The organism is Luteimicrobium sp. NPDC057192 (assembly GCF_042670205.1).
GTDB lineage: Bacteria > Actinomycetota > Actinomycetes > Actinomycetales > Cellulomonadaceae > Luteimicrobium.
This window is the reverse complement of record NZ_JBHUWD010000032.1, coordinates 36082-61299: the sequence shown is the minus strand read 5'-3', so window position 1 is coordinate 61299 and position 25218 is coordinate 36082. Positions and strand designations below refer to the sequence as shown.

26 protein-coding genes, 1 pseudogene and 1 riboswitch are annotated in these 25218 nt (G+C 74.1%); of the genes and pseudogenes, 10 read left to right on the top strand and 17 right to left on the bottom strand.

The genetic code is table 11. From position 1 onward, the window contains the following. Positions 1-96: 96 nt before the first annotated feature. Positions 97-1260 (bottom strand): hypothetical protein, encoded by a 1164-nt coding sequence (locus ACFT5B_RS14910; RefSeq protein ID WP_386799577.1) that lies wholly within the window; start codon positions 1258-1260, stop codon positions 97-99. 307 nt (positions 1261-1567) lie between these two features. On the opposite strand from ACFT5B_RS14910, the gene ACFT5B_RS14905 reads away from it, so the two are divergent. Together ACFT5B_RS14905 and ACFT5B_RS14900 are read left to right on the top strand one after the other, a co-directional pair. Continuing rightward, entirely contained in the window at positions 1568-2401 is an 834-nt protein-coding gene (locus ACFT5B_RS14905; RefSeq protein ID WP_386799575.1) for a CPBP family intramembrane glutamic endopeptidase, read from the top strand. A 66-nt stretch (positions 2402-2467) separates the two neighbouring features. After that, the gene (locus ACFT5B_RS14900) at positions 2468-3712 is read left to right on the top strand and encodes an NAD(P)/FAD-dependent oxidoreductase (protein WP_386799573.1); all 1245 of its coding nucleotides are present in this window, start codon (positions 2468-2470) and stop codon (positions 3710-3712) included. Here the strand turns inward: ACFT5B_RS14900 and ACFT5B_RS14895 are convergent. Then, positions 3693-5702 (bottom strand): beta-galactosidase, encoded by a 2010-nt coding sequence (locus ACFT5B_RS14895; RefSeq protein ID WP_386799571.1) that lies wholly within the window; start codon positions 5700-5702, stop codon positions 3693-3695. The genes ACFT5B_RS14900 and ACFT5B_RS14895 overlap by 20 nt on opposite strands. 37 nt (positions 5703-5739) lie before the next feature. Here ACFT5B_RS14895 and ACFT5B_RS14890 point away from each other — a divergent pair, with 37 nt between their 5' ends. Beyond that, a complete protein-coding gene (locus ACFT5B_RS14890; RefSeq protein WP_386799569.1) occupies positions 5740-6750 on the top strand; it encodes a LacI family DNA-binding transcriptional regulator in 1011 nt (336 codons plus the stop codon). 33 nt (positions 6751-6783) lie between these two features. Here ACFT5B_RS14890 and ACFT5B_RS14885 read toward each other — a convergent pair whose 3' ends face one another. Then, a complete protein-coding gene (locus ACFT5B_RS14885) occupies positions 6784-7779 on the bottom strand; it encodes an HdeD family acid-resistance protein (RefSeq protein ID WP_386799567.1) in 996 nt (331 codons plus the stop codon). Positions 7780-7914: 135 nt separating this feature from the next. Between ACFT5B_RS14885 and ACFT5B_RS14880 the strand changes: the two genes are divergently transcribed. Further along, entirely contained in the window at positions 7915-10494 is a 2580-nt protein-coding gene (locus tag ACFT5B_RS14880; protein WP_386799565.1) for a YbhN family protein, read from the top strand. A gap of 73 nt (positions 10495-10567) precedes the next feature. Here ACFT5B_RS14880 and ACFT5B_RS14875 read toward each other — a convergent pair whose 3' ends face one another. Then, positions 10568-11341, bottom strand: coding sequence for an alpha/beta fold hydrolase (locus tag ACFT5B_RS14875; protein WP_386799563.1), 774 nt, complete (start codon positions 11339-11341; stop codon positions 10568-10570). Between the two features lie 52 nt (positions 11342-11393). Here ACFT5B_RS14875 and ACFT5B_RS14870 point away from each other — a divergent pair, with 52 nt between their 5' ends. After that, positions 11394-11891, top strand: a complete 498-nt coding sequence (locus ACFT5B_RS14870) for a MarR family winged helix-turn-helix transcriptional regulator (RefSeq protein WP_386799560.1) — start codon at positions 11394-11396, stop codon at positions 11889-11891. A 111-nt stretch (positions 11892-12002) separates the two neighbouring features. Here ACFT5B_RS14870 and ACFT5B_RS14865 read toward each other — a convergent pair whose 3' ends face one another. After that, a complete protein-coding gene (locus tag ACFT5B_RS14865; protein WP_386799558.1) occupies positions 12003-12473 on the bottom strand; it encodes a MarR family winged helix-turn-helix transcriptional regulator in 471 nt (156 codons plus the stop codon). Positions 12474-12541: 68 nt separating this feature from the next. Between ACFT5B_RS14865 and ACFT5B_RS14860 the strand changes: the two genes are divergently transcribed. Further along, the gene (locus tag ACFT5B_RS14860) at positions 12542-13444 is read left to right on the top strand and encodes an alpha/beta hydrolase (RefSeq protein WP_386799556.1); all 903 of its coding nucleotides are present in this window, start codon (positions 12542-12544) and stop codon (positions 13442-13444) included. Positions 13445-13477: 33 nt separating this feature from the next. Here ACFT5B_RS14860 and crcB (ACFT5B_RS14855) read toward each other — a convergent pair whose 3' ends face one another. From crcB (ACFT5B_RS14855) to ACFT5B_RS14840, 4 genes and pseudogenes are all read right to left on the bottom strand, one after another. Then, positions 13478-13861 carry a fluoride efflux transporter CrcB gene (gene crcB, locus ACFT5B_RS14855; RefSeq protein ID WP_386799554.1) on the bottom strand — a complete coding sequence of 128 codons (384 nt, stop codon included), beginning with the start codon at positions 13859-13861 and terminating at the stop codon, positions 13478-13480. Next, a complete protein-coding gene (crcB, locus tag ACFT5B_RS14850; RefSeq protein WP_386799552.1) occupies positions 13858-14328 on the bottom strand; it encodes a fluoride efflux transporter CrcB in 471 nt (156 codons plus the stop codon). The genes crcB (ACFT5B_RS14855) and crcB (ACFT5B_RS14850) overlap by 4 nt, the downstream gene beginning before the upstream one ends. Positions 14329-14351: 23 nt before the next feature. Continuing rightward, positions 14352-14481, bottom strand: a riboswitch (Fluoride riboswitch). Positions 14482-14627: 146 nt separating this feature from the next. After that, positions 14628-15242, bottom strand: a pseudogene (locus tag ACFT5B_RS14845) (YibE/F family protein); the annotation flags it as partial. 831 nt (positions 15243-16073) lie between these two features. Next, complete coding sequence (locus tag ACFT5B_RS14840) at positions 16074-16355, bottom strand: HU family DNA-binding protein (RefSeq protein ID WP_386799550.1); 282 nt, start codon at positions 16353-16355, stop codon at positions 16074-16076. A gap of 182 nt (positions 16356-16537) precedes the next feature. On the opposite strand from ACFT5B_RS14840, the gene ACFT5B_RS14835 reads away from it, so the two are divergent. From ACFT5B_RS14835 to ACFT5B_RS14825, 3 genes are read left to right on the top strand one after another with little or no spacing between them, the layout of a single operon-like run. Beyond that, positions 16538-17491, top strand: a complete 954-nt coding sequence (locus tag ACFT5B_RS14835; RefSeq protein WP_386799548.1) for a metal ABC transporter solute-binding protein, Zn/Mn family — start codon at positions 16538-16540, stop codon at positions 17489-17491. Continuing rightward, positions 17478-18317 (top strand): metal ABC transporter ATP-binding protein, encoded by an 840-nt coding sequence (locus tag ACFT5B_RS14830; protein WP_386799546.1) that lies wholly within the window; start codon positions 17478-17480, stop codon positions 18315-18317. Before ACFT5B_RS14835 ends, ACFT5B_RS14830 begins: the two co-directional genes overlap by 14 nt. Positions 18318-18319: 2 nt before the next feature. Next, a complete protein-coding gene (locus tag ACFT5B_RS14825; protein ID WP_386799544.1) occupies positions 18320-19219 on the top strand; it encodes a metal ABC transporter permease in 900 nt (299 codons plus the stop codon). An 87-nt stretch (positions 19220-19306) separates the two neighbouring features. Here ACFT5B_RS14825 and ACFT5B_RS14820 read toward each other — a convergent pair whose 3' ends face one another. From ACFT5B_RS14820 to ACFT5B_RS14785, 8 genes are all read right to left on the bottom strand, one after another. Then, positions 19307-19429, bottom strand: a complete 123-nt coding sequence (locus ACFT5B_RS14820; protein WP_386799542.1) for a ribosomal protein bL36 — start codon at positions 19427-19429, stop codon at positions 19307-19309. A 28-nt stretch (positions 19430-19457) separates the two neighbouring features. Beyond that, entirely contained in the window at positions 19458-19763 is a 306-nt protein-coding gene (rpsN, locus tag ACFT5B_RS14815) for a 30S ribosomal protein S14 (RefSeq protein WP_386799539.1), read from the bottom strand. After that, positions 19763-19933: a 50S ribosomal protein L33 gene (rpmG, locus tag ACFT5B_RS14810; protein WP_386799537.1), complete on the bottom strand. Its 171-nt coding sequence runs from the start codon at positions 19931-19933 to the stop codon at positions 19763-19765. The genes rpsN and rpmG overlap by 1 nt, the downstream gene beginning before the upstream one ends. Positions 19934-20051: 118 nt before the next feature. After that, on the bottom strand, positions 20052-20327 hold the full coding sequence (locus ACFT5B_RS14805; RefSeq protein WP_386799535.1) for a type B 50S ribosomal protein L31: 276 nt from the start codon (positions 20325-20327) through the stop codon (positions 20052-20054). 67 nt (positions 20328-20394) lie between these two features. Further along, positions 20395-21579, bottom strand: coding sequence for a MalY/PatB family protein (locus tag ACFT5B_RS14800; protein WP_386799532.1), 1185 nt, complete (start codon positions 21577-21579; stop codon positions 20395-20397). Between the two features lie 95 nt (positions 21580-21674). After that, the gene (locus ACFT5B_RS14795) at positions 21675-22373 is read right to left on the bottom strand and encodes a hypothetical protein (RefSeq protein ID WP_386799530.1); all 699 of its coding nucleotides are present in this window, start codon (positions 22371-22373) and stop codon (positions 21675-21677) included. Positions 22374-22494: 121 nt separating this feature from the next. Further along, entirely contained in the window at positions 22495-23292 is a 798-nt protein-coding gene (locus tag ACFT5B_RS14790) for an alpha/beta fold hydrolase (RefSeq protein WP_386799528.1), read from the bottom strand. Positions 23293-23557: 265 nt separating this feature from the next. Further along, the gene (locus ACFT5B_RS14785) at positions 23558-24403 is read right to left on the bottom strand and encodes a hypothetical protein (protein WP_386799526.1); all 846 of its coding nucleotides are present in this window, start codon (positions 24401-24403) and stop codon (positions 23558-23560) included. A gap of 451 nt (positions 24404-24854) precedes the next feature. Here ACFT5B_RS14785 and ACFT5B_RS14780 point away from each other — a divergent pair, with 451 nt between their 5' ends. Further along, complete coding sequence (locus ACFT5B_RS14780) at positions 24855-25211, top strand: TraR/DksA family transcriptional regulator (RefSeq protein WP_386799524.1); 357 nt, start codon at positions 24855-24857, stop codon at positions 25209-25211. Positions 25212-25218 lie beyond the last annotated feature (7 nt).

Genomic DNA, 25218 nt, shown 5'->3' with positions numbered 1-25218 from the left:
CGAACGCGGAGGTGGGCGGTTGGCGCGACGCCGGACCTTCGTGTTCGACGGCGGGGGCGCCGCCGCGGGTCGCGCGCTCGGCGCTAGGCAAGGCCGTTACGAACCCGCGCCGCTCGCGCCGTCCGCGCCTGCGGCCGAACCCGTCGGGACGGTGGCCTGCGCAGCGTCGGACGACGTCGTCGGCTGGGTGTCGGAGGGCGTCGTCGGCTCGGTCGACCCGGAACCGTCCGACGAGCCGTCCGAACCGGTGGAGCCGTCGGAACCCTGGTCGCCCGTCGACGTGCCGTCCTGCGAGCCCGTGCCGGTCGATCCCGACGAGTCCGAGCCGCTCGATCCGGACGAGCCGGAACCTGACGAGCCGCCGGTCGCGCCGTCGTCCGTGCCGGAACCGGTCGAGCCGGACCCGGTCGGGTCGCTGCCCGTCGTGGGATCCGTGGCCTGGTCGGGCGTCGTCGTGGGCTTCGGGTCCGACGTGGTGCCGCCCGTGGACGAGTCGTCCGTGGTGCGGCCCGTCTCGGTCGTCGTGGGCGACGGCGCGGGGGCGCCGCTACCGCCGCTGCGCTGCCGGGTGATGTCGGAGATGCTCGTGCCCGAACCGTCGGTGCCGTGCAGGAGGTTCGTCAGCGGCTTGCCGGCGACGAGCTCGACGACCGTCACGACCGCCACGATCGCCGCGAACAGCGCCACAGCCGCCACGACGAGCCGGCGGCGGACACGACGCTTCGCCGCATCGGGGGCGATGCCCTCCGGGGCGTCCCCGTTCGGCGAGATACCGGGATTCGTTCGAGATACCGCGTCTGCATCGGTATCTCGGCCGTTCCTCGGTATCTCGGCGGAGGTCGTCGTCGCCGTGACCTCGGACGCCGACGCACCGGCGCCCAGACGCGCTCCGGTGCGCAGCGCGGTCGCGACCTTCTGGTGCGCGCGCAGCATCGACCGCTGGTAGACGAAGTTGCCGAGCACCGTGAGCACGGAGGCGATGCCCGCGCCGACGATCGTCCCGGCGACCCCGAGGTACGACAGCAGCAGCGTCGACGACACGGCAGCGAGCGCCGAGCCCGCCACCTGGACGACCGACGGCTTGGGGGCGCGGTCCTCGATGCGCTCCGCGACGCCGTCGGCCGCGTGGGCGTCCGGGACGTGCTGCACGTGCGCCGGGACGGCGCGGGTCCGGTCGGTGGGCGCGGGCAGCGGCGGCCGCGACGCCGTGGGACGCGCGGTGCCGTGCGCGGGCACGTCCGACGCCGGCACGGACGGCACGCGGACCGTCCGGGCCTGCGGGTGCGCGCCAGCAGCCCGCCGGGGCGGGATCGAGGGCGGCAGGGGCCGGGTGGAGGTGACGTCGTCGTCGTGGTCGGGGGACGGGGGCAGCGGCTGGGTACGAGGCGTCACAGGCGTTTCGGGTCGGTGAGTGGTCAGGTTCCGGGTCCTCGGAGGACGTCCGTTCTACGGTACTGACCGTCTCCGACCGTTGCTCGGGGACACCGCAGACGCCCGGTGACGATCATGTGGACGACCCGTGCACCCCGCACCGCGGACGGGCAGGTCGCGGTGCTATAACCGCAGCATGACGACGACGCCCGCTCCCCCGCCCGCGGCGCCGTCCGCCGCGCCGGCCACGGGCCCGACACCACCCTGGCTGCGCCGTCCGCGGATCGTGGCGGAGATCTGGATCCTCCTGGGCCTCAGTCTGGGGCAGTCGGCGGTGTACGCGGTCGTGGCTCTGGTCGCGGCGCTGTCGCAGGGACCGCTCAAGGGCCAGTCGACGGCCATCAACACGAGCCAGTCGCCGCGCCCCTACCTGGACCTGACGTACCAGGTGCTGAGCATCGTCTTCACGCTGGTGCCGGTCGTGCTGGCGCTCTACCTGCTCTCGAACCGCGGCCGCTCGGCGACGCGCGCGATCGGCTTCGACCTGCACCGGCCGGGCAAGGACCTCGCGTGGGGGGTGGGCCTGGCCGCGGTGATCGGCATCCCCGGGCTCGGCTTCTACGCGCTGGGCCGGGCGATCGGCATCACGGTCGAGGTCCAGGCGTCCGCGCTGAACGCCTACTGGTGGACGGTCCCGATCCTCGTGGCCCGCGCGATCATGAACGCGCTGCTCGAGGAGATCATCGTCGTCGGGTACCTGCACGAGCGCCTGACCGACCTCGGCTGGGGGCGCTGGAGGTTCGTCGCAGCGAGCTCGGTGCTCCGCGGCTCGTACCACCTCTACCAGGGCTGGGGTCCGTTCTTCGGGAACATGGCGATGGGCGTCCTGTTCTCGTGGTTCTACACGTCCCGCTGGGGCCGACGGCGCGTCATGCCGCTCGTCGTCGCGCACACGATCCTCGACGTCGTGTCGTTCGTCGGGTACGCGCTGCTGCCGCAGAGCTGGAAGGACGCGCTCGGCATCACCTGACGCACGGCCGACGACGCGGCCGCCGCCCGGTGAGCCTCCGGGCCCGGGTGGTCGTACGGTCGAGTCATGGCAGCAGCGCAGATGGAACCTGACGTCATCGTCGTGGGCGGCGGCTTCGCCGGAGTCGCGGCCGCACTGAAGCTCGGGCGGGCGGGGGTGCGCACGCTCCTGCTCGACACGAACGGCTACACGCAGTTCCAGCCGCTGCTCTACCAGCTGGCGACGGCACAGGTCGGGGAGTCGGCGATCGCGCGCCCGCTGCGCTCGATCTTCCGTCACCTCCCGGCGGTGCGCGTGCTCCGGACCGAGGTCACGAAGATCGACGCCGCCCAGCGCTCCGTCACGACCGCCGACGGCGACACGTTCCAGGCGCCGTCGCTCGTGATCGCGTGCGGCGCCGTCCCGAACTTCTTCAACACTCCCGGCGCCGAGGAGCTCACCTACCCGCTGTACTCGGCGCACGACGCCCGCAAGCTCGGGAACGCGCTGGTCGACCTGTTCGACCGTGCCGACTCGGAGGGCAAGCCCGTGCGGGTGGCCGTCGTCGGCGCAGGTCCGACGGGCGTCGAGACCGCGGGCGCCATCGCGGAGAACATCCGCTACGTCATCCCGGAGCTCTACTCGAAGGAGCTGGCGGACCGCAGCTCGGTGGCGCTCGTCGACATGCTCCCCCACCCGCTCATGCCGTTCTCCGAGCGGTCGCAGCAGTACGCGGCCGACCAGCTCGAGCGTCGCGGCATCACGCTCGCGCTCGGCTCGCCGGTCACGGCCGTCGCGCCGGACGGGCTGACCCTCGGCGACGACAAGCTCCCCGCGGACCTCGTCGTGTGGGCGGGCGGGCTCAAGGCCGGGGCGCTGCTCGCCGAGTCGGGGCTCCCGCAGGGCCGCGGCGGACGTATCGACGTCCGGCCCGACCTCACCGTCGAGGGCTTCGAGGGCGTCTACGTGCTCGGTGACGCCGCGAACATCACCGACGCGCGCGGTGACCACCTGCCGCAGCTCGGCTCGGTCGCGAAGCAGTCGGGCAAGTGGGCCGCCAAGAACATCCTCGCGACCCGCGCGGGGGGCACCCCGCAGCCGTTCGGGTACGTCGACCGCGGGTACATGGCGATGATCGGGCGCGGTGCGGCGGTCGCCGAGCTGGGCCGTCAGCGCGTGTTCCTCGGCGGGTTCCCGGCGTTCCTCGCGTGGCTCGGCGTGCACCTCGTGCTGCTGTCGGGGTGGAACCAGCGCGTCCGCGCTGTCGCGTCGTGGGTCCCGGACTACATCACGCAGTCGCGGCCCCACGTCTTCATCGGCCAGACGGACTGACCCGCACCGCCGCCACCCCGCCCGGCGCGAGCTCGACCCGGCCGGCCGCCACCGGCGCCCCGAGCAGGTCCTCGGCGCCGCCGGGCACGGTGACGTCGCGCGCGACGTCGTCGGCGTTGAGCAGGAAGACGACGTCCCCGCGCACCGCCGCCTCGACGCCCCGCGGCAGGTCGAGGACCGGCGCGACCACGCCAGCGGCGCGGGCGCACGCCCGCACCACCGCGCCCAGCATGTCCGACGGCGGCACCGTGCTCACGTACCAGGCCTCGCCCTCCCCGACGGTGCGGCGCAGGATCGCGGGCTCGCCCGCGAGGCCGGCACCGTCGTAGGCGGCGAGGACGTCGGCGTCACGGGCGGCGACGCTCTCGGACCAGACGTGCGCGGTGAACTCGCCCCACGCGTCGCTGCGCACCGCGACCCCGTCCGGGGGCAGCGGCCGCCACTCCTCGCCCGCGACGCCCAGCACCCCGGTCCACGGCGCGGGGAAGGCGCCGGTCCGGACGCGCGTCGTCGGGTCCTGGACCGCGCTGAACGGCCCCACGAGCAGCACCCCTCCGCGCTCGGGGACGCGGGCGACGTTCGCCGCGGCGGCGTCGCCCACGAGCTGGAGCGAGGGCACGACGACGAGGTCGTAGCCGTCGAGGTCGGCGTCCGGGGGCACGACGTCCACGGGGATGCCGTCCTCCCAGAAGGGCCGGTGGTACGCCTCGAGCTGCGCCGTCGCGCGCAGGTGCTCGGACGGACGCGCGGGCAGCTCGGACGCCCACAGCGACGGCCAGTCGAACACCAGCGCCACGCGCGCCGGCACGCGCGTCCCCGCGACGGCCCCGAGGCGCTTCAGGACCGCGCCCTGCTCGCGGACCGCGCGGTGCAGGCGCGTGTCGGGCCCGGCGTGCGGGAGCATCGCGGAGTGGAACTGCTCGGACCCCGACGCCGACGCGCGCCACTGGAAGTAACAGACGCCGTCGGCACCGTGGGCGACGGCGCGCAGCGAGTCCTGGAGCATCTGCACGGGCGTCTTCGGCACGTTGTGCGCGCGCCAGCTCACGGCGCTCGTCGCCTGCTCGAGGAGCAGCCAGGGCCGTCCCCGCCCGACGCCGCGCAGCAGGTCGTGCGTGAGCGCCGACCGCGCGGGGGTCGGGTGCTCGGGGTCGCCGTAGTGGTCGTCGGAGACGACGTCGAGGTCGCCCGCCCAGGAGTGCTGGTCGACCCCCGGGAAGAAGCCCATGAAGTTCGTCGTCACGGGCGTGCCGCCGGCTCGGCGCAGCTCGGCGGCCTGGATCCGGTACAGGTCGAGCAGCTGGTCCGACGTGAACCGCCGGAAGTCGAGGAGCTGCGCCGGGTTGTGCACGTACGGCGCGACGCGCGGCGGCACGACCTCGGCCCAGTCGGCGTACCGCTGGCTCCAGAACGTGGTGCCCCACGCCTCGTTGAGCCCGTCGAGGTCGCCGTACCGGTCGGCGAGCCAGGCACGGAAGCGCCCCGCGCACAGGTCGCAGAAGCACTCCTGCCCGAACTCGTTCCCGACGTGCCACAGCTCGACGGCCGGATGGTCGCCGTAGCGCTCCGCGAGCGCCCGCGCCACGGCGACGACGGCGTCCCGGTAGGCGGGCGCGCTCGGGCAGAAGTGGTTGCGCGAGCCCACGCTCGTCCGCACTCCCGCCGCGTCGACCGACGACGTCTCGGGGTGGAGCCGCGCGAGCCACGGCGGCGCCGACGCGCTCGGTGTCGCGAGGTCGACGCCGACGCCTGCCTCGTGGAGGAGGTCGAGCACCTCGTCGAGCCAACCCCACGTGAACCGGCCGGGCTCGGGCTCGATCGACGCCCACGAGAAGACGCCGACCGTGACGAGGTTGACCCCCGCCTGCTGCATGAGCGCGACGTCCTCGCGCCACACGTCGGGCGTCCACTGGTCGGGGTTGTAGTCCCCGCCGTAGAGGAGCTCGTGCCTGCCGGTGACGACGTTCACGGGGGACGACGGGGTGGCCACCGCGGCATGCTCTCACGTGCTGCCTAGGATCCCTCCTATGGCCACGATCGCCGACGTCGCGCGGCTCGCGGGCGTCTCCGTCTCCACCGTCAGCTACGCGCTGTCCGGCAAGCGCCCGATCTCCGCGGCGACCCGCACCCGTGTCGCCGACGCGATCACGCAGCTCGGCTTCAGCCCGCACGCGGGCGCGCAGGCGCTCGCCAGCAACCGGACCGACGTGATCGGTCTCGTCGTGCCGCTGCGCGCGCTCGAGACGAACTCCGCGACGGTCATGGAGGTCGTGACGGGTGTCATCACGGCCGCGCGCAGCCACGGGGACGACGTCCTCGTGATCACCGAGGACGACGTCGAGGCGGTCCAGCGCCTCGCGGCGGGATCGCGCGTGGACGCGCTCGTCCTCATGGACGTCGAGCGCGAGGACCCCCGGCTCGACCTGCTCGCGCAGGTCCGCCAGCCCGCGATCCTCATCGGCGTGCCCAGCGACACGCACGGCCTGGCGTGCGTCGACCTGGACTTCACGGCGGCGGGCCGGCTCGCGGTCCGCCATCTCGTCGACCACGGTCACGAGGCGATCTCCCTCCTCGGCGCCCCCGACGCCGCGATCCGGCGCAGCGCCAACTACGCCGTCCGCATCATCGACGGGTTCCGGGGCGAGGCCTCGCGCGCGGGCTCGCGGCACGCCGTCGTGCCCTGCGAGGCGACCTACCCGGGCGCGGCGGCCGCCGTCGACCGCGCGTTCGCCGAGGTCGAGGACCTCACGGCGATCGTCGTGCACAACGAGGCGGCGATGCCCGGCGTGCTCGACGCCCTGGCCCGGCGTGGGCTCTCCGTGCCCGGCGACGTCTCCGTGCTGGCCGTGAGCCCGCAGGGCCTCGCGGAGCACCTGGCCGTCCCGCTGTCGGTGATCGACGTCCCGAGCGTCGAGCTCGGCCGGACCGCGGTCGCCATGGCCGTCGAGCGCGAGGACGAGGACCTGCCGCCCGAGACGCGGCTCCTGGCTCCCGTGCTCACCGAGCACGGGAGCTGCGCGGCGCCGCCCTGGCGCTGAGCCGGCCCTCCGTCGGCCCGGGCCGGGCGAGGGTCAGGCCGGGCGCTCGGGCCCCGACGACGGCGCGCCGCCGTCCTCGCGGTCCGGGTCGTCGTCCGTGGGGAGCACGCGCGTCGGAGGGTCGGTCGGCGTGGCCGGCCGGATCCGCTCGGTCCGGTCGGAGCCGCCTTCCGTCGCCGGCGGCGCGGACGGAGGCGCCGGCGTCGTCCCGCCCGGTGCCGCCCCCGACGACGGCGCGTCCGCCTTCTTCTCGGGGCGCGCCCTCTTCTCCGTGGGCTCCTTCGTCGGTCCGGGGGCCGTCCGCGGCGGCTTCGCGGGCCGTGGGGCCGGTCGCGGCGCCCCCTCCCCGACGCCGCCGAGCACGAGCCGCGCCGGTGCGGCCGTGACGCCCCGCTCGGCGAGCTGCGCCCGCAGCGACCGCAGCTCGAGGGCGAGCGCCCGGGTCGCGAAGCCCGTGACCACGTAGATCGCACCCGCGACCCACGCGAAGAAGGCGAACACGAGCGACGTCGTCGCGAGGTCCGACTCGTCCTGACCCGTCCGCAGCACGAGTAGGATGCCGAACAGGAACGCCACGACGCCGGCCGTCAGCGTCCATGACCACTCGATGTCGCGGGACCGAGCCAGCACGCTCGACGTGACGAGCAGGGTCACACCCAGCGCGATCACCCACGCAGCCAGCACGTAGTAGAGCGCCTTGGGCGTGAGGTCGGGCCACGCCAGCACGACGAGGCCCAGGATCACGTCGACCGCCGACTGGGTCAGCCACACCTGCCAGCTCGCCTGGTTGCGGTGCCACAGGGCGGCCAGCGCGGCGACGAGGCCGTCGGCGATCATGAACGCGCCGAGCACCCAGCGCATCGTCGACAGGTCCGTGCGCACGGGGTCGATGAGGAGCAGCAGCCCGAGCACCAGCAGCAGGACGCCGCGCACGATCGCGACGAGCCACACGCGCCGGAACTCGAGCGGGATCTGCTCGGCCGCCGCGCTGCCGCCGCTCGCGGCCCCCGGGGACGTCGTCGCCGTCATGCTCGCCACGCTACCGACGCCCCGCTCCGCTCGCCCGACGACGTCCGGGCGGCGTCCGCACGACCGGGTGACGTCGTCGAGACACGGCCCGTCCGGTACCGGGCGGAAACACACCCGCCACCTAGACTCGGCCCCATGCCCGGCACCGCGCGCGACGACGAGGTGGTGCGCGTCGTCGACACGCCCGCCATGCGCGTGCACCACCCGAGCGACGCGGTCGGCGTGGTGCTGTCGGCGGTGGGGATCGTCGTCGTCCTGCTGCTCGCGGTGTACGCCCACGGCACGACGGAGGGCGTCGCGCAGGACATCCACGGCTTCTCGAGCCTGCTCGCGCGGATCCTCGTGGTGCCGGTCGCCGTGCTCGAGGGGCTCGTCACGGTCTTCGTGCCGCTCGCGGTCCTCACGGAGCTGGCGTTCCGCCGGCTGGGCCGGCAGATGCTCGAGTCGCTCGCCGCGGGGATCGCCGGCCTGCTGCTCTCGGTCGCCGCGGACGCCGCGATCCGCGCCTGGGGCTCGGACGAGATGATCTCCGGGCTCAGCGTGTGGAGCGGGAACGTCTACGGCGTCGTGCTCCCGGGGTACGTGGCGGGCATCGCGGGGCTCCTCACGGTGGCCGGGCCGCGGTCGCGCCGTCGCACCGTCAAGTGGTCGTGGAATCTGCTCTGGGTGGCGCTGGCCGTCGTCTTCGTGACCGCGCAGATCACGCTGCCCGGCGCCGTGATCGTCCTGCTGCTCGGCCGGATGGCCGGCCAGGGCGTGCGCTACCTGTCGGGCGTGCGCAGCGAGCGCGCCTACGGCCCCGACCTCGTCGACGGCGTCCGGCGGGCCGGCTTCACCCCCACCTACCTGGTGCGCGTGCGCGACGTCGCCGACCCGCAGGGCGTGCTGCGCCGCCAGCAGGTCACGAGCGTCACCGACGGGCACGTCACCGGCGAGGTCGACGTCGCCGACCTGCGCACCGGGGAGCACCCGTCCGTCGCGCAGACCGTCCGGCACCCCGCCGAGGCGATCGTCGCGACCTGGGACCCCGCCGCGGTCGCCCTGACCCGCGCGGGCGACAACCGCGTCTACGCGCTCTTCACGTCCGACGGCGACCGGCGGGACGTCGTCGTGCTCGACGGCGACCGGCAGGTCGTCGGGTTCCTCACCCGCCTGTGGCGCTCGCTCCGGCTCCGGGGGCTCGAGGCGCGGAACGCGATCTCGCTGCGCGCCGCCGCGGAGCGCGCCGCGCTGCTCAGCTACGCCGCGGCGTCGGCGGGCGTCCGGACCCCGCGGCTCCTGGGAGTCGCCGAGTCGGTCGACTCGATGCTGCTGGTCCAGGAGCACGTCGACGGGATCGTCTCGCTGCGCGACGTCGACCACGACCTGCTCGACGACGACGTCCTCGCCGACGCCTGGCTGCAGCTCCGCACGGCCCACGACGCGGGGCTCACGCACCGTGCGCTCACCTCCGACGTCGTCCTCGTCGGTGCCGAGGACGGCCGGCCTCCCCACGTCTGGCTCACGGGCTGGGAGTCCGGCGAGGTCGCGTCGCCCGAGCTCGCGCGACGCCTCGACCTGGCGCAGATGCTCGCGCTCCTCGCGCTCGCCGTCGGCGCGCAGCGCGCCGTCGAGTCGGCAGCCCGCGCGCTCAGCCCCGAGGACCTCGAGTCCGTGGGTCCGATCCTCCAGTCGATCGCGCTCCCCGCGCCGACGCGCGAGGAGGTCCGCTCCGACAAGACGATCCTCAAGCAGCTCCGCGCCGAGATCGTCGACCGCATGCCCGAGGCCGACCTCGAGCCCGAGAACCTCACCCGGTTCTCCGTCCGCACGATCATCACGCTCACGCTGACCGTCGTCGCGGTCGCCGTCATCATCACCACGATCAACGCGGACGAGATCACCTCCGCGCTCGCCGACGCGAACCCGTGGTGGGCGGTCGCGACGTTCGCGCTCGGCATCCTCACGTGGATCGGCGCGGCGCTCACGCTCGTCGCGTTCTCGCCCGTCAAGATCCCGTGGATCCGGACGTTCCTCACGCAGATCGCCGGCTCGTTCGTCGCGCTCGCGGCGCCCGCCGGGATCGGCCCGGCCGCGCTCAACCTGCGGCTCCTCACGCGGCGCGGGGTCACGACGTCGCTCGCGCTGGCGACCGTGGCGCTCGTCCAGCTCACGCAGTTCGCGGTGACCGTCGGGATCCTGCTGGTCCTGTCGCTCGCGTCGGGCGACGGCGGCGCGCTCGTCTCGCTCCCGTCCACGACGATCATGATCGCGATCGGCGGGCTGGCTGCGCTGGCCGCGTCGACCCTGCTCGTGCCCGCGGTGCGGCGATGGATCGTCAAGCGGGTCGGCCCGACGCTCCAGCAGGTCTGGCCCCGCCTCTCGCAGATGCTCAGCCAGCCCTCACGGCTCGCGCTCGGCGTCGGCGGCAACGTCCTGCTGTCGATGGGCTACGTGCTCGCGTTCGACGCCGCGCTCGCCGCGTTCGGGCAGAGCCTCAACCTCGTCGACGTCGCGGTCATCTACCTCGTGGGCAACGCCGCCGGGTCCGCCGTCCCGACGCCGGGCGGCATCGGCGCGATCGAGGCCGCCCTGATCCTCGGGCTCACGACGGCCGGCGTGTCGGCGCCGATCGCGACGTCCGTGGTCGTGCTGTTCCGCGTCGCGACGTACTGGGCCCGCATCCCCATCGGCTGGGGTGTCATGAGGTACCTGCAGCGCACGGGCGACCTGTAAGCCCCCGCCCCCGGCGAGGTAGCGCGTCTCGCGTGAGGTAGCGCGGACTTCGCGCTACGTCGAGCGAGAAGCGCTACCTCGCGGCGGGCGCCGGGTGTGCCGCGACGTGCTCGGCGACGACGTCCGCCAGCACGTCGGGAGTCTCGAGCTGCGGGAGGTGGCCCGTGCGGGGAAGGACGCGGAGCTCCGCGCCCGGGATGGCGTCAGCGAGCGCCCGCCCGTAGACCGGGTCGGCGATGCGGTCGTCCTCGCCCCAGACGACGAGCGTCGGCACCGAGACGTCGCGCAGGCGCGCGAGCAGCGTCGGGTCCGTCATGCCGGCGCCCGCGTAGACGGCGAGGGCGGCGCGGTTGGCCGCGAGGACGGCGCGCGCCTCGGGCGGGAGCGCGTCGGGGTCGATCCGGAACCGCTCGGGGTCGTGGTAGCTGAGCTCCGCGAGCTCCGGGAAGGTCAGCGCGAAGAAGTCCGCGACCGGGTGCCCCGCCACCTCGACACCCACCGAGTCGACGAGGACCACCCGCCCGACGCGCGGCGAGCCGAGGAGCGCGAGCTCCTGCGCGACCCAGCCGCCGATCGAGTTCCCGACGACGGTGACGTCGTCGAGGTCGAGCTCGTCGAGGAGCCGGGCGTAGAGCTCGGCGAGCTGCCGGACGGTGGTGAGCTCGTCCGGGCGCTCGGTGCCCGCGAAGCCGGGATGGGTCGGTGTGAGCACGCGGGCGCCCAGCCGCTCGGCCAGGAGCGGGACGAACGGCGCGACCGACGCGGGGCCGCCTCCGCCGTGGAGCAGCAGCGCGGGCACGCCCGTGCCGACGTCGGACAGGGTCAGGGGGATGGCGTCGATGATCATGCGGCGAGGCTATCTCAGCATCCTTATATCAGCAACCTGATACGCTGCGGCCATGGCAGACGGGACTTCGTACAGCGCCGGCCGGCTCGGGCTCGCGATCAAGCGGCTCCAGGTGCGCCACCACCGTGCCCTCGAGGCACGGCTCGCCCCGCTCGGGCTGACGGTCGCTCAGTGGGACGCCCTGCGCCACCTGCACCTGCACCCCGACGCCTCGCTGCACGAGCTCGCCGTGCTCACGTTCCAGACCGACCAGTCGATGGGCACGCTCGCGACCCGCATGGTCGCCCGCGACCTCGTCGAGCGGGTCGACGGCCCGGGCCGCGCCGTCCGGCACCGCATCACCGCGACGGGCGAGAGGCTGCGCGCCGAGGCGCAGCGGGAGGCTGACAGGGTCCTGGGAGAGTCGTTCCGTGTGCTCGACGACGCCGGCCGTGACCGCCTCGGCGACCTGCTCGCCGCGATCCTCGGTCCCGACATGCCGTCGGCCACGGCAGCCTCGGCCGCCTCGACCTCAGCGCCGGCCTCGACCCCGGCCCCCGCGCCGAGGTAGCGCTGTTCGCCCGAGGTAGCACGGACTTCGCGCTACCTCGAGCGAAGAGCGCTACCTCGCGGCGACGAGGTCAACCAGCCGGGGGCAACGGGGCCAGGAGGGTCGAGGGGGTCAGCCGACCGGGAGCCCGACCCGCGCCTCCTCCAGCGAGCCCCGCAACCGGGCGAGCGCGGACGCCACGACGGCGACCTCGCCGGGCGCGAGCGCCGGCTCGAGCAGCTCGCGCAGCCGGGCGTCGAACGTGCGCCGCGCCTCGACGACGAGCGCGGCGCCGGTCGCGGTGAGCTCGATCAACGACGACCGCCGGTCGTCCGGGTTCGGCACCCGCCGCACCCACCCCCGCGCCTCGGACCGGTCCACCATCTTGCTGACGGCGCCGACGCCCGCCGCGAAGTAGGCGGCGAGGTCGGCGACACGGGAGGCGGGACGGTCGGCGAGCCGGTGCAGGAGCTCGTACTGCGCCGTCGTGAGGCCGTGCTCCACGCGCAGCCGCTCGCCCACGGCGTTGTAGAGGCGCGTCTCGCACCGGACGAGGTCGTCGAAGAACGCGAGCCGGGGGGCGCTTGCCAGAGTCGATGCCACGGCATAGAGTCTACATCTACATGCCACGGCATCTACTTCCGTGGCATCCACGACGCCAGGAGGCACCCATGAGCAGGCAGCAGCGACGGACGCTCGACGAGACGCTCCAGCGAGCCCCGCACCCCGACGGTCCCGCTCCGATCGAGGCGATGCGGGCCGGGTTTGCCGCCCTCATGGGCTCGTTCGCCGTCCCCACCGACGTCCGGCGCGAGCCCGCGACGCTCGCCGGTCGCCCGGCCGTCGTCGTCGAGCCGGAGGGCGAGCCCGCGCCCGGGACGATCCTCTACTTCCACGGCGGGTCGTTCTCGCTCGGCTCTCCTGACACCGCGATGCCCCTGACCGCGCAGCTCGTGCGCCGCACAGGCGTCCGGGCGGTCTCGCTCGACTACCGCCTCGCGCCCGAGCACCCGTTCCCGGCCGCGATCGAGGACGGCGTCGCCGCCTACCGCGCCCTGCTTGACGACGGCGCCACGCCGGGGTCGATCGTGGTCGCGGGCGACTCCGCGGGAGGCAACCTCGCGGTGACCACGACCCTGGCCGCGAGGGACGCCGGGCTCCCGGTCCCGGCGGGGATCGTCGCGTTCTCGCCGGCCCTCGACCACACACGGTCCGGCGCGTCGATGACGACGAAGGAGGGCATCGACCCGTTCTTCAGGCGCGCCGACATGGACTGGATGGGCGCGGTCTACCTCGGCGACCAGGACGCGGCGCAGCCGCTCGCGGCGCCCGCGGTCCTGGCCGACCTCACCGGCTTCCCGCCCGTCCTGCTGCAGGTCGGGACCAACGAGCTGCTGCTCGACGACGCCGTCCGCCTCGCGGACCGCGCCCGGGACGCAGGGGTGGACGTCGTCCTCGACGTCACGGCCGACGTGCCGCACGTCTTCCAGGCGTATGCGGGGACGCTCGACGAGGCGGACGAGGCCCTCGACCGGGCAGCGCTGTTCGTCACGCAGCGCCTGCGGGCCCGCTGAGCATGCCGGTCGGGCGGGAGGCCGCGGCGGTCGTCACCAGACGAGCGCCGCGAGCCCCACGCCCAGCGCCGCGGCCCCCACGCACACGACGAGCGTGCCGAGCCCGCTGCCGACAGCCCGCCGCACGTCCCCGGCCTGGACGAGACGCACGGTCTCGACCATCGCCGTCGAGAACGTGGTGTACCCGCCGCAGAAGCCCGTGGCGAGCAGCAGGTAGCCGTCCGGCGTGAGCGGCCCGTACGCGAGCGCGCCCGCGAGGACGCCGATCACGAACGAGCCGCTCACGTTGATGAGGAACGTCGCGACGGGGAAGGCGTGGGTCCAGCGGCCCTTGATCGCGCCGTCGACGACGAACCGCGTGACGGCGCCCACGCCGCCCAGCACGCACACGAGCGCCCAGGCGAGAGTGCCGTTCACAGCCCGGGCTCCGGGGCGTCGGGATCGCGGGGAAGCAGCACGCCGAGCCGTCGGTGGTGCCGAGCGGAAAGCATGACGCCGGCGAGGCACAGGGCGAACCCGACGACGACGCTCCCGAGCCCGTACGCGAGAGCGAGGCCGACGCGGCCGTCCTGCAGGAGCCGCTCCACCTCGAGCGCGAGGCTGGAGAACGTCGTGAAGCCACCCATGAATCCGGTGCCGACGCCGAGGCGAAGCACCCGGCGCCCGCGCGTCTCGCGCCCCGCACGGACGAGGAGCTCGAGCAGCACGCCGAGCAGGAACGCTCCGACGAGGTTGGCGGTGAGCGTGCCGACCGGGAGCCCGTGCTCGGGCAGCAGGGCGTTGGACAGCGCGTACCGCGCGCACGTGCCGACGCCACCGCCGACGGCGACCACGAGCAGCAGCACGGGGTCCAGGTGGTGGGGGCGTCGTCTCGCGACGGGCATGACTCTCCTATCCGCGGGGAAGCGTGCAGACAGGAACCATCAGCCGGGAGGGCGGTTCAGGCGCGGCGACGCCGGTCGGACCAGAACTCCGCATCGCTCATCTGGCCGGTGCCGGCGACGACGACCTCGGCGGGATCCATCGCCGCGGCCGAGTCTACCGGGGCCGACGCCTCCACCGGCCGGTCGTCCGGCGCCGTCGCCGCAGGTCGCGAGGCGGCGGGACCGCCCGGTACGCACACGGCGGCGATCGCCGTCGTGAGCGGGATGGCGAGCACCAGCCCGATGGTGCCGACGAGGGTGCGCACGACCTCCTCGACGATCGAGCCGGTCGTCAGGGAGATGCTGAGCGGCTGCTCCTGCAGCCACACCGCGAGCAGGAGCGGGAGGGACGCGCCGAGGTACGCGAACGCGATCGTGTAGACGGTGGACGCGATGTGGTCGCGCCCGATGCGCAGCGCGGAGGTGAACAGCGACCTCCGGCTCGCACCGGGGGCGACGGCTCGCAGCTCCCAGACGGACGACGCCTGCGTGATCGTCACGTCGTTCAGCGCGCCGAGGCCGGCGAGGATCATCCCGCACAGCGCGACTCCCGCGAGACTCACGTGCGGCGCCTGGCTGGGGAGCCAGTACGACTCCTCGCTCGTCGCGCCGGTGACCTGCGCGGCACCCGACGCCCACCAGGCGAGCGCGCCGGCGATCGCGATGCCCGCGAGCGTCCCGAGCAGGGCCGTCGACGTCCGGATCGTGAAGCCGTGCGCGAGGTAGAGCGTCACGAACATGACCGCGACCGCGGTGACGAGCGCGACCCCCAGCGCCGAGCGGCCCTCGAGCAGCGCCGGGACCGTGAAGAACGCGACCGTCACGAGCGCCACGGCCAGGCCGGCCAGGGCAGCGAGACCGCGCCAGCGCGCCACCACGACGACGAGGACCGCGAAGGTGGCGGCGAGGAGCCCGACGGGGAACGAGCGGTCGAAGTCGACGATGCCGTAGACGCTCTGGCTCCCCAGGTCGACGCTGCCGTCGACGGGCGCGCCGGCCCCGTCGCCGTCCGCGCCCGGGTCGCCCTGGTCCCCCGTGGTGTCCGCGGCCCCGTCGCCGGCCGACCCGTCGCCGGCCGACCCGTCGGCGGCTCCCGTCGGCAGGTACAGGACGGTGACCTTCTGGCCCGCCTCGAACCCGTACTGGACCAGTTCCGTCGGGGCGTTGGCCTCGACCGTCTGGCCGGCCTTCACGGGCGCGGGGCTCGGGTCCGACGACGGCGCCGTCGGGTCGGGCGCGGGCTTCCCGACCCGGGTCACGCGCACCGGCACGTTCCCCTTGTCGTCCGCCGGGCCGGCGACGGTGCCGTGCAGCAGCACGGCACCCGGGACGGAGCCGGCGATCTTGTCGGGCAGACGATCGCCGCTCGGCCAGAGCACGACGGCACCGACCACGGTCGCGACGAGCACCGGCAGCAGGAGCGCGAGCACGACGGCCCGGGTCCGCGGCGTCGTGCGGACGGAACCCGCGAGCGCCGGGTCGTGCCCGTGCCCGTGCGCGTGCCCGGATCTCTCAGGGTGAGCCGAGGGCCGTGGCCGCTCGGCGTGCCGGGGGCTGCTCACGGGGGCGATGCTCGCACTCCCGACTGGGAGCCGGCACCGCGACGCGCGCAGGAGGCCGGAGGACGCAGCGAGGGGCCGCACGCGGACGTGCGACCCCTCGGGCGAGCGACACCCCGGTCAGGGGTGGCGCCGGTGGTGCTGGTCTCAGGCGGAGACGGCCTTCTTGAGGAGGCTGCCGGCCGAGAGCTTCACGCCGAAGCCGGCGGGGATGGCGATCTCCTCGCCGGTGCGCGGGTTGCGGCCCGTGCGAGCGGCGCGCTCGACACGCTCGACCGAGAGCAGGCCCGTGAGCTTGACGGCCTCGCCCTTGCCCAGCGACTCGATCAGCACCTCCTGGAACGCGTTCAGCGCGTTCTCGGCGTCGGCCTTCGTGAGGCCGGACTTCTCCGCGATGGCCGAGACGAGCTCGGACTTGTTGAGCGACATGCCATTCCCTTCATCGTGTGGACCAGGGCCGGCGGCCTTCGTGCCGGCTCGGGCGGCCCGTCCGGGACCGCCGGACGTCGGCCCAACTCTAGGGAATGCCGGGCCTCGATGCGCACTCGACAGGCCGGGAGGTCCATCACGCGGTTTGCTTCCCGAGAAAGATTCTCATTATGGTTATCTCCATGAGCCGCCCCGCCTCCCCCGCCCGACACCGTCGACGCCTCCTCGCCGGGACCACCGCGCTCGCCGCGGCCGCCCTGCTCGCGCTCACCGCCTGCTCCTCCTCCGGGGGCACCGACGCCGCGGACGACGCCGGCGACTGCCCCACGAAGCCGCTCGACGTCGTCGTCAGCGTCGACCAGTGGGGCGACCTCGTGAGCCAGCTCGGCGGGGACTGCACGCACGTGACCACGCTCATCGCCAGCTCGTCCGTGGACCCCCACGACTACGAGCCGACCCCCGCGGACGCCGGGAAGTTCGTCAAGGCGGACCTCGTCGTCGTGAACGGGGCCGACTACGACCCCTGGGCCTCCAAGCTCGCGGCGACCGCCGCGAAGGACGCCAGCCTCCTCGACGCGGGCCAGGTCGTGGGCGCGGCGGACGGCGCGAACCCCCACCTCTGGTACTCGCCCGACTACGTGACCCAGGTGTCCGACGCCGTCACGCAGCAGCTCCAGACGCTCGCGCCCGACGCGAAGAGCTACTTCGCGCAGCAGCGCACCGCGCTCACCGCCACCCTGAAGCCGTACACCGACCTCGTCGCGAAGCTCAAGACCGAGGCGGCCGGCAAGACCTACGGCGCGACCGAGGGCGTCTTCGACTACATGGCGCAGGCCGTCGGGCTCGTCGACAAGACGCCCGCCGGGTTCGCGCGCGCGGCCGCCAACGAGTCCGACCCGTCGCCCGCCGACCTCAAGGCGTTCCAGGACGCGCTCGCCGAGCACCGGATCGACGTGCTGATCTACAACACGCAGACCGAGGGCTCGATCCCCGAGCAGGTCCACCAGGCCGCCGAGAAGGCGGGCGTGCCGATCGTCGACGTCACCGAGACGGTGGCGCCCGGTGCGACGTCGTTCGAGGATTGGCAGGTGTCCCAGCTCACCGCGCTCGCGAAGGCCCTCGGTGTCGACGCCTGACGCCGCCGCCCCGGCGCCTGCGCCGGCCACGGCCGCACCCGACGACACCCCCGCGACCCCGGCGCTCGTCTTCGACGACGTGAGCGTCGTGCGGGGCGGGCGGCTCGTCTGGTCGGAGGGCACGTTCGAGATCCCGTCCGGTTCGGTCACCGCGATCATCGGGTCCAACGGCTCCGGCAAGACGACGATGCTCAAGGTCATCCTCGGCCTCGTGCCGACGTCGTCGGGCCGGGTCGAGGTGCTCGGCCACACCCCGGGCGACGGCGGCGCCTCGGGCAGAGGCGACATCGGCTACGTCCCGCAGGACTACACGTCCACCGCGGGCGAGGCGATCCGCGCGCGCGACGCCGTCCTGCTCGGGCTCACCGGCAACCGCTGGGCGTTCTCCCGGACCACGCGCGAGCAGCGCGACCGGGTCGACGAGGCCCTCGCCGCCGTCGACGCCACCGGGTTCGCGAACCGGCGCGTCTCGCAGCTCTCGGGCGGGCAGCGCCAGCGCGTGGCCATCGCCCAGGCGATCGTGTCGCGGCCGCGGCTCGTCGTGCTCGACGAGCCCCTGGCCGCGCTCGACCTGCGCAACCAGCGCGAGATCGTCGACCTGCTCGGCCGCCTCAACAAGGACCTGGGCGTCACCATCCTGGTCGTCGCGCACGACCTCAACCCCCTGCTGTCGGTGCTCGACGGCGCCGTGTACCTGCTCGACGGTCACGCGCACCACGCGCCCCTGTCCGGCGTCGTCGACGAGGACCTGCTCAGCCACCTGTACGGCACGCGCATCGAGGTCGTGCGCACCCCGCAGGGCGAGATGTTCATGAGGAGCGTGTGATCGTGCGGACCGTCGACCTCGTGACCTACCAGGACAACTGGTGGGAGATCCTCACCTCGGACTTCATGCGCAACGCGCTGCTCGGCGGCACGATCGTCGCGCTCGCGGCGGGCCTCATCGGCTACTTCGTGATCGTCCGCAACACCGCGTTCGCCGCGCACGCGCTCGCCCACATCGGCCTCCCGGGTGCGACGGGCGCCGTCCTCGTCGGGATCCCCGTGAGCCTCGGGCTCGGGATCTTCGCCGTCGGGGGCGCCCTCGTGATCGGCGCGCTCGGCAAGAAGGCGGCCGACCGGGAGGTCGCGACGGGCACCGTCCTCGCGCTCGCGACCGGGCTCGGCCTGTACTTCAACTCGCTCGCGACCAAGTCGTCGTCGACCATGACGAACGTCCTGTTCGGCAACCTGCTCGCCATCACGAACGAGCAGCTCGTCGTGTTCGCGGTCATGCTCGTCGCGCTCGCCGTCGCCGTCGGGCTGATCTACCGGCCGCTGCTGTTCGCGTCCGTCGACTCCGAGGTCGCCGAGGCGCGCGGGGTGCCCGTGCGGACGCTGTCCGTCGTGTTCATGGCGCTGCTCGGGCTCGTCATCACCATGGCCGTGCAGGTCGTCGGGACGCTGCTGCTGTTCGCGCTCGTCGTGACGCCCGCCGCCACCGGCATCCAGCTCACACCGCGGCCCAAGCGCGCGATGGCCGTGTCCGCCGCCATCTCGCTCGTCTCGGTGTGGGCGGGGCTCGCGTTCTCGGCGATGCTCAACCTGCCGCCGAGCTTCGTCGTCGTGACGATCGCGTGCCTCGTCTGGTTCGCGGTCTGGCTCGCCGCGCGGGCCTCGCACCGCGCCGGCGGCGCGATCGTCGGGGCCCCCTCGCGCGCGACCGAGGAGCACCCGGTCCACGCCTGACCGCCCGTCCCACGAAACGGACCGGCCGCCCGTCTGCCTCGCGAGGTAGACGGGCGGCCGGTCTGTGCCGCTACGGCCGGGCGGGCGTCAGCCCTGGCGGCCGTTCCAGCGCGGGTTGCGCTTGTTGACGACGAACGTCCGCCCCCGGCGCCGGACGACGATCGAGCCGTCCCGGCCCTTGAGCGAACGCATCGATGCACGCACCTTCATGGGGTGCTCCTCTCCTTGCGTGTGCAGGTCACCAGCTGGACTTCGTGACGCCGGGCAGCTCGCCCCGGTGCGCCAGCTGGCGCAGCCGGATGCGGCTGAGCCCGAACGCCCCGACGTAGCCCCGCGGGCGCCCGTCGACGACGTCGCGGTTGCGCACCCGGGTGGCGCTCGCGTCGCGCGGCTGCCGCTGCAGCTCGACGACGGCGGCCCGGCGGGCCTCCGGGGTCGCGTGCGACGAGGCGATCAGCCGCTTGAGCTCGACGCGTCGCCGGGCGAAGCGCTCGACGACGGCGCGGCGCTGCTCGTCGCGCGCGATCTTGGAGACCTTCGCCATCAGCGCTCCTCGCGGAAGTCGACGTGCTCGCGGACGACGGGGTCGAACTTGCGCAGCACGAGCCGGTCGGGGTCGTTGCGGCGGTTCTTGGTGGTGACGTAGGTGAACCCGGTGCCTGCCGTCGAGCGGAGCTTGACGACGGGTCGCAGGTCGGCGTGCTTGGTGGCCACGGGGCCCTCCTGTTGCTGGTGGTGCCGGTCGGTCTCGATGCTCTTGAGAACCGTTCCCAACAACACCAGGACGGGCCGACCGATTCCCGGTCGACCCGTCCTCGAGGACTGCGCGGCGTCAGCTCTTGCGGCCGTACCGGCGGTTGAACTTCTCCACGCGACCGGCGGTGTCCACGACGCGCGCCGTACCCGTGTAGAACGGGTGGCTCGCCGACGAGATCTCGACGTCGATCACGGGATACGTGTTGCCGTCCGTCCACTCGACGGTCTTCTCGGGGCGCCCCGGACCTCCGGCGGCGTTCCCGGCCAGCGTCGACCGGGTGAGGAACGCGAAGTCCGCCGACGCGTCCCTGAACACCACCCAGCCGTACTCGGGGTGGATCTCGCTCTTCATGCTCGGCTCCTTCCGGCCAGCTCCAGCCTGCCCCCGCACAACAGGAGCGGCAACCACACCATTCCCGTCAGACGGCGGACGCCATCCGGTCGACGGCCTCCGTGATGATCGCGCGCGACGTCCCGAGGTTGAACCGCACGTGCCCGGCCCCGCCCGCGCCGAACGACGGTCCCGGGTTGACCGCGACGCGGCCCCGCTCGAGGAAGGTGCTCGCCGGGTCGTCGCCCAGCCCCAGGTCACGGCAGTCGAGCCACGCGAGATAGGTCGCATGCTCGCGCCGGTAGCGGACCCGCGGCAGCCGTTCCGCCAGAAGGTCCGCGAGGAGCGCGCGGTTCGCGTCGAGCGACGTGAGCACCTCGTCCAGCCACTCCCGGCCCGTCTCGAGCGCCGCGACCTGGGCGATCACGCCGACATGGTTGACGGCGTCGAGCGCGTGCTCCGGGACCCGCGCCAGATCCGCGGCCGCGTCCTTCCCCGCGACCAGCAGGGCCGCGCGCAGCCCCGCGAGGTTCCACGCCTTCGACGGCGAGACAAGCGCGAGCGCACGCTCGCCGCCCGGGACCGCGAGGACCGACGTGAACCCCGGCACCCCGTCGCCCGGGCGCCCGCTCAGGGGTGCGTGGATCTCGTCCGACACGATCCGCACACCGTGGCGATCGGCCAGCGCGCACAGGCGCTCCAGCTCGTCCGGGGTGTGCGCGGTGCCGGTCGGGTTGTGCGGGTTCGCCAGCAGGTACACGGCCGCGCGACCACCCGACCGGGCCTCGGCGAACGCGCGGGCGAGCGCGCCGTCGTCGGCCAGGTCGAGCCTCCCGTCGGGCGTCAGGGGCGCGTCGAGCGTGCGACGCATCGCCCCCGGCACGAACTGGTAGAACGGCGGGTACACCGGCGGGCTCACCACGACCACGTCGCCCGGCTCCGTGAGCACCCCGAGCGCGCAGACGATCCCGTTCATGACGTCCGCGACCGTCATCGCGCGGGCCGGGTCGACGTCCCAGCCCCAGCGGTCCGCCGCGTACGACGCCCACGCCTCCGCGTACCGGGAACCGTGGTCGTAGCCCGTGTCGCCGTCCCGCAGGGCCCGCGACACCGCCTCCACGATCCCCGGCGCCAGGACGACGTCCATCTCCGCCACCCACACCGGCAGGACGTCCGGGGCGTACTCGCGCCACTTCACGCTCGTGCGCGAGCGGAGCTGGTCGAGGGTGAGCGTGTTGAGAGGGTCGGAGCTCGTCCGGGGCGTCGTCGTCACACGACGAGGCTACGAGGTCGCACACGACGAACGCGCCCCGGGGGGCGCGTTCGAGGGTCGGGGTGCGGGTGCGGCGTCGGCCGCGACGGACGGAGTCAGACCGCCTCGACCGGCACCGCACGGACGACGTCGCGCCAGACGTCCGGCGCGAGCGCTCGCGGCTCGTCGCCGTCCACGGCAGCCCAGGCGCGGCACTGCGTGATGGTCGTGTCGAGCAGACGGCGCAGGCGCGCGTCCACGTCGGGGGTCGCCGACTCCGCGATCGCCAGGACCGCCGAACCGACGATGCTCGGCGCCGCGTCGCGCACGAACCGCGCCGGCTTCGCGATCGAGCCGCGGCAGAACTCCTCGGCCCACGCCGTCGTCGCCGGGACCTCCGCGAGCGCCGACTGCGCCGCGAGCGACCTCGTGCCCGGCTCGCGGGCGTCGAGGTCGTCGAGGATCCGCTCGCACGCGATGATCGCGACGGCCAGGGTCCGCTGCCGGTACTCGGGTGCGTCGGGCAGTGCCGCCACGGCCGCGTCGAGCGCGATCTGGATGTCCCAGTGCGCGTCGTCGCTGTTCACTCCGATGACCGACGGGATCAGCGGGGCGAGCTCGGGTCGGCCGGAGTCGGACGTCAGGTCGTTCACCGCGCGCGCCAGCATCGCCAGGAGCGGATGCGTGCAGGCGGGGTGGTCGGACCACTTCTCACCCGCCAGGTACGACGCGAGCTCCATGAAGCAGGCGCCCTTGCGCGGGTTGCGGTGCTTGCCACGTCCCAGCATCGGCAGGACGTCGTACGCGGTAGCCATGAGGGCCACCCCCTCGGGTCGGTCAGCACGGTTCAGGAGCCAACACCCGGCGCGTCGGGGCGCCGGTGGTTCCAGTGTCGCGCGCGTCTCACGCCCCCGCAACGGTGGGACCGAGGTGGGTTCAGAGCCAGTCCGTCTCGTCCCAGTGCTCGAGCACGAGCTTGACGGTCTCCTGCGGCCGTTCGAGCGGTGCGAGCCGGAACACCGCGTCCAGGACGTCGCTCCGCGCGCGCGGCATCGAGCCCGCGACGAACGCGGCGTCGTCGGCCGTGAACGTGTCGTCGTCGCCGCCCGCGACCACGAGCGTCGGGGTGCTGACCCGACCGAGGAGGTCGCTCAGGTCCTCGGGCCTGAGCAGCGTGTTGCGGACGCTCCGGGTCATGCCCGCACGATCGGCGCCGAGGAACGCGCGGCTCACGAGGATCGCTGCCTCGACGTCCATCCGGCGGGCGCGCTCGCCCAGCAGCTCGGTCATCGCGGCCTCCGTCACCGGCGCCAGCGGCCCGAGCACCCGGTACGGGACCAGCAGCGACGCCGACAGGTGCCGCCACACCGCCGGCAGCCGGTAGGGCGACGCGCTGAAGGTCGTGAGCGACCGGACCCGCTCGCCGTACGTCGCCGCGAACGTCAGCCCCACGCGGCCGCCCCACGCGACGCCCAGCCAGTCGACGACCGCGAGTCCCAGCGCGTCCATGACGTCGAGGGCCGCAGCGGCGCAGTCGTGGATCCCGAACCGTCGCGGCGGGCAGGCGCTCCGCCCGTGGCCCGGGGCGTCGAGCATGACGAGCGTCCGGCGCTCGGAGAGGTCGTCCTCGACCCGGCACCACGACGACGAGTCCACCAGCAGGCTGTGCCACAGGAGCGCCGGCGGCCCGCTCCCGACGACGCGCACGGACAGGTCGCCGACACAGGTCGCCACCCGTGTCGTCGTATCCCGTCGCGCGTCCGTCACGTCCTGCACTCCCGTAGTCCCGGGGCCGTTCGGGCGCCGCGCCCCTGCGCACGGGTCCGACTACGCAGAGGGGAGCGGTCCTCCGAGCGAACGTGACGCGGGTTCGTCGCGTTTCACCCGCCCGACCCCCGCGCCCCCGCCCCTGCCCTCCCGTCACCAGCGACCCGCCCCGCAGAGCACGCCGCCCGCCCGCCAGGTAGCACTCTTCGCCCGAGGTAGCGCGAAATCCCTGCTACCTGAGGCGAGACGCGCTATCTCGCGGCGTCGGCGCCCCCTGCCAGCCGCGCGACCGCAGCGCCGCGACGATCCGCGCGACCAGGCGGTCGGGATCGCGCAGGTCGTCGACCGTCACCCGGATGAGCAGCCAGCCGGCCTCGACGAGCGCGTCGTGCCGGCGCTTCTCGTCCAGGAGCACCTGCCTCGGGTCGCCGTACAGGCCCGAGTACTTCTCGAGTCCGTCCACCTCGATGCCGACCTTGAGCTCCGGCCACCCGAGGTCGACCCAGTAGCGCCCGGACCAGGTGCGCTGCTCGATGGCAGGCTGCGGCGTCGGCAGCCCGGCGTCGACGACGACCCACCGGGTCGCGCTCTCGACCGGCGACTCCGATCGTGGGTCCGCTGCAGCGACGACCCGGCGCGCACGCCGCACGCCACGCCCTCCCGCCGCCTCCTGCAGGATCGCTTCGACCAGCTCGCGGTTCGCACCGAGGCGGAGCCCCGCGTCGGCGATCACGAGCCCTGCATCCGGTGGGCGGGTCCGCGCGCAGTCGACGATCGTCCGTTCCAGGCTCGTCGCGGGGACGACGAGCCCGGTCCCGGCGTCGACCCAGGTGGATCGCTGCGGCTCGGGCAGGTCGGCCCAGTGACGCACCGTCGCTCCCTCCCGGGCGGCATCGACGTGCGGGTTCCGCAGGTGCGTCAGATGGACCTGGCCCGAGAGGCGCCACGTCCACAGCCCCCACAGCAGTGCGGCGGTGTCGTGGCTGAACCAGAACTCCGCACGCAGCTTCTCCAGGGCCGCCCGAACGCCCAGCAGGACCTCGTCCTTCTGGCGACGGGCAGGACCGACGGCCGTCACGGGAGCCGCGTAGACACCCGCTCTGACCCGGAGCAGAGACCCGTCGGCCAAGGACCGGTCGTGCTCGGCCCGGCGCTCAGGGTCGAACCGGCGGACGTCCGGCAGCGGTGGCTTCTCGAGCGGTACGCCCTTCCCCCGGCGTGCCGTCGGGGTCTCGGGAGCAGGGGGACGTATCGGCGTTGGGGCTGGGGCGAAGGTGGGCATGTCGTCATGGTCGGCCCCGGCCCACGGCGAGAAGCCTCCGCCCGACGGCGCCTGTGGACAGGACGCATCGTCCACAGGCGCGGCGTCGACCTTCACGAGGACGCACCGCTCCCGGCTGCGACCGAACTGCACCCCGCGACGTAGCGCTTCCCGCTCGAGGTAGCGCGGAGTCCGTGCTACCTCGAGCGGGAAGCGCTACCTCGCGGGTCGGGGCTGTCAGCCCCGGCCGCTGGGGGACACTCGAGGCATGGACGACGCAGCGGTACGCCGGCGGCTCGCGGAGCTCCGGCGCGAGGCTGCCCGCCGGCTCGCGTCGCTCGAGGACCAGCTCGACGACATCGCCGTCGCCCGCCGGGACGCGAACTCCGACGACGAGCACGACCCGGAGGGCTCGACGCTCGCGTTCGACCGTGCGCAGGCCGCGGTGCTCGCCGCCGACGCCCGCCGCCAGCTCGACGAGGTCGACGCGGCGTCGGCCCGGCTCGACGACGGCACCTACGGGCGGTGCGAGCGCTGCGGGCGACCGATCCCGGACGCCCGGCTGACGGCCCGCCCGACGGCGCGGCTGTGCGTGGACTGCCAGGCCGCCGTCGAGCGGAGGTGAGCCGCGG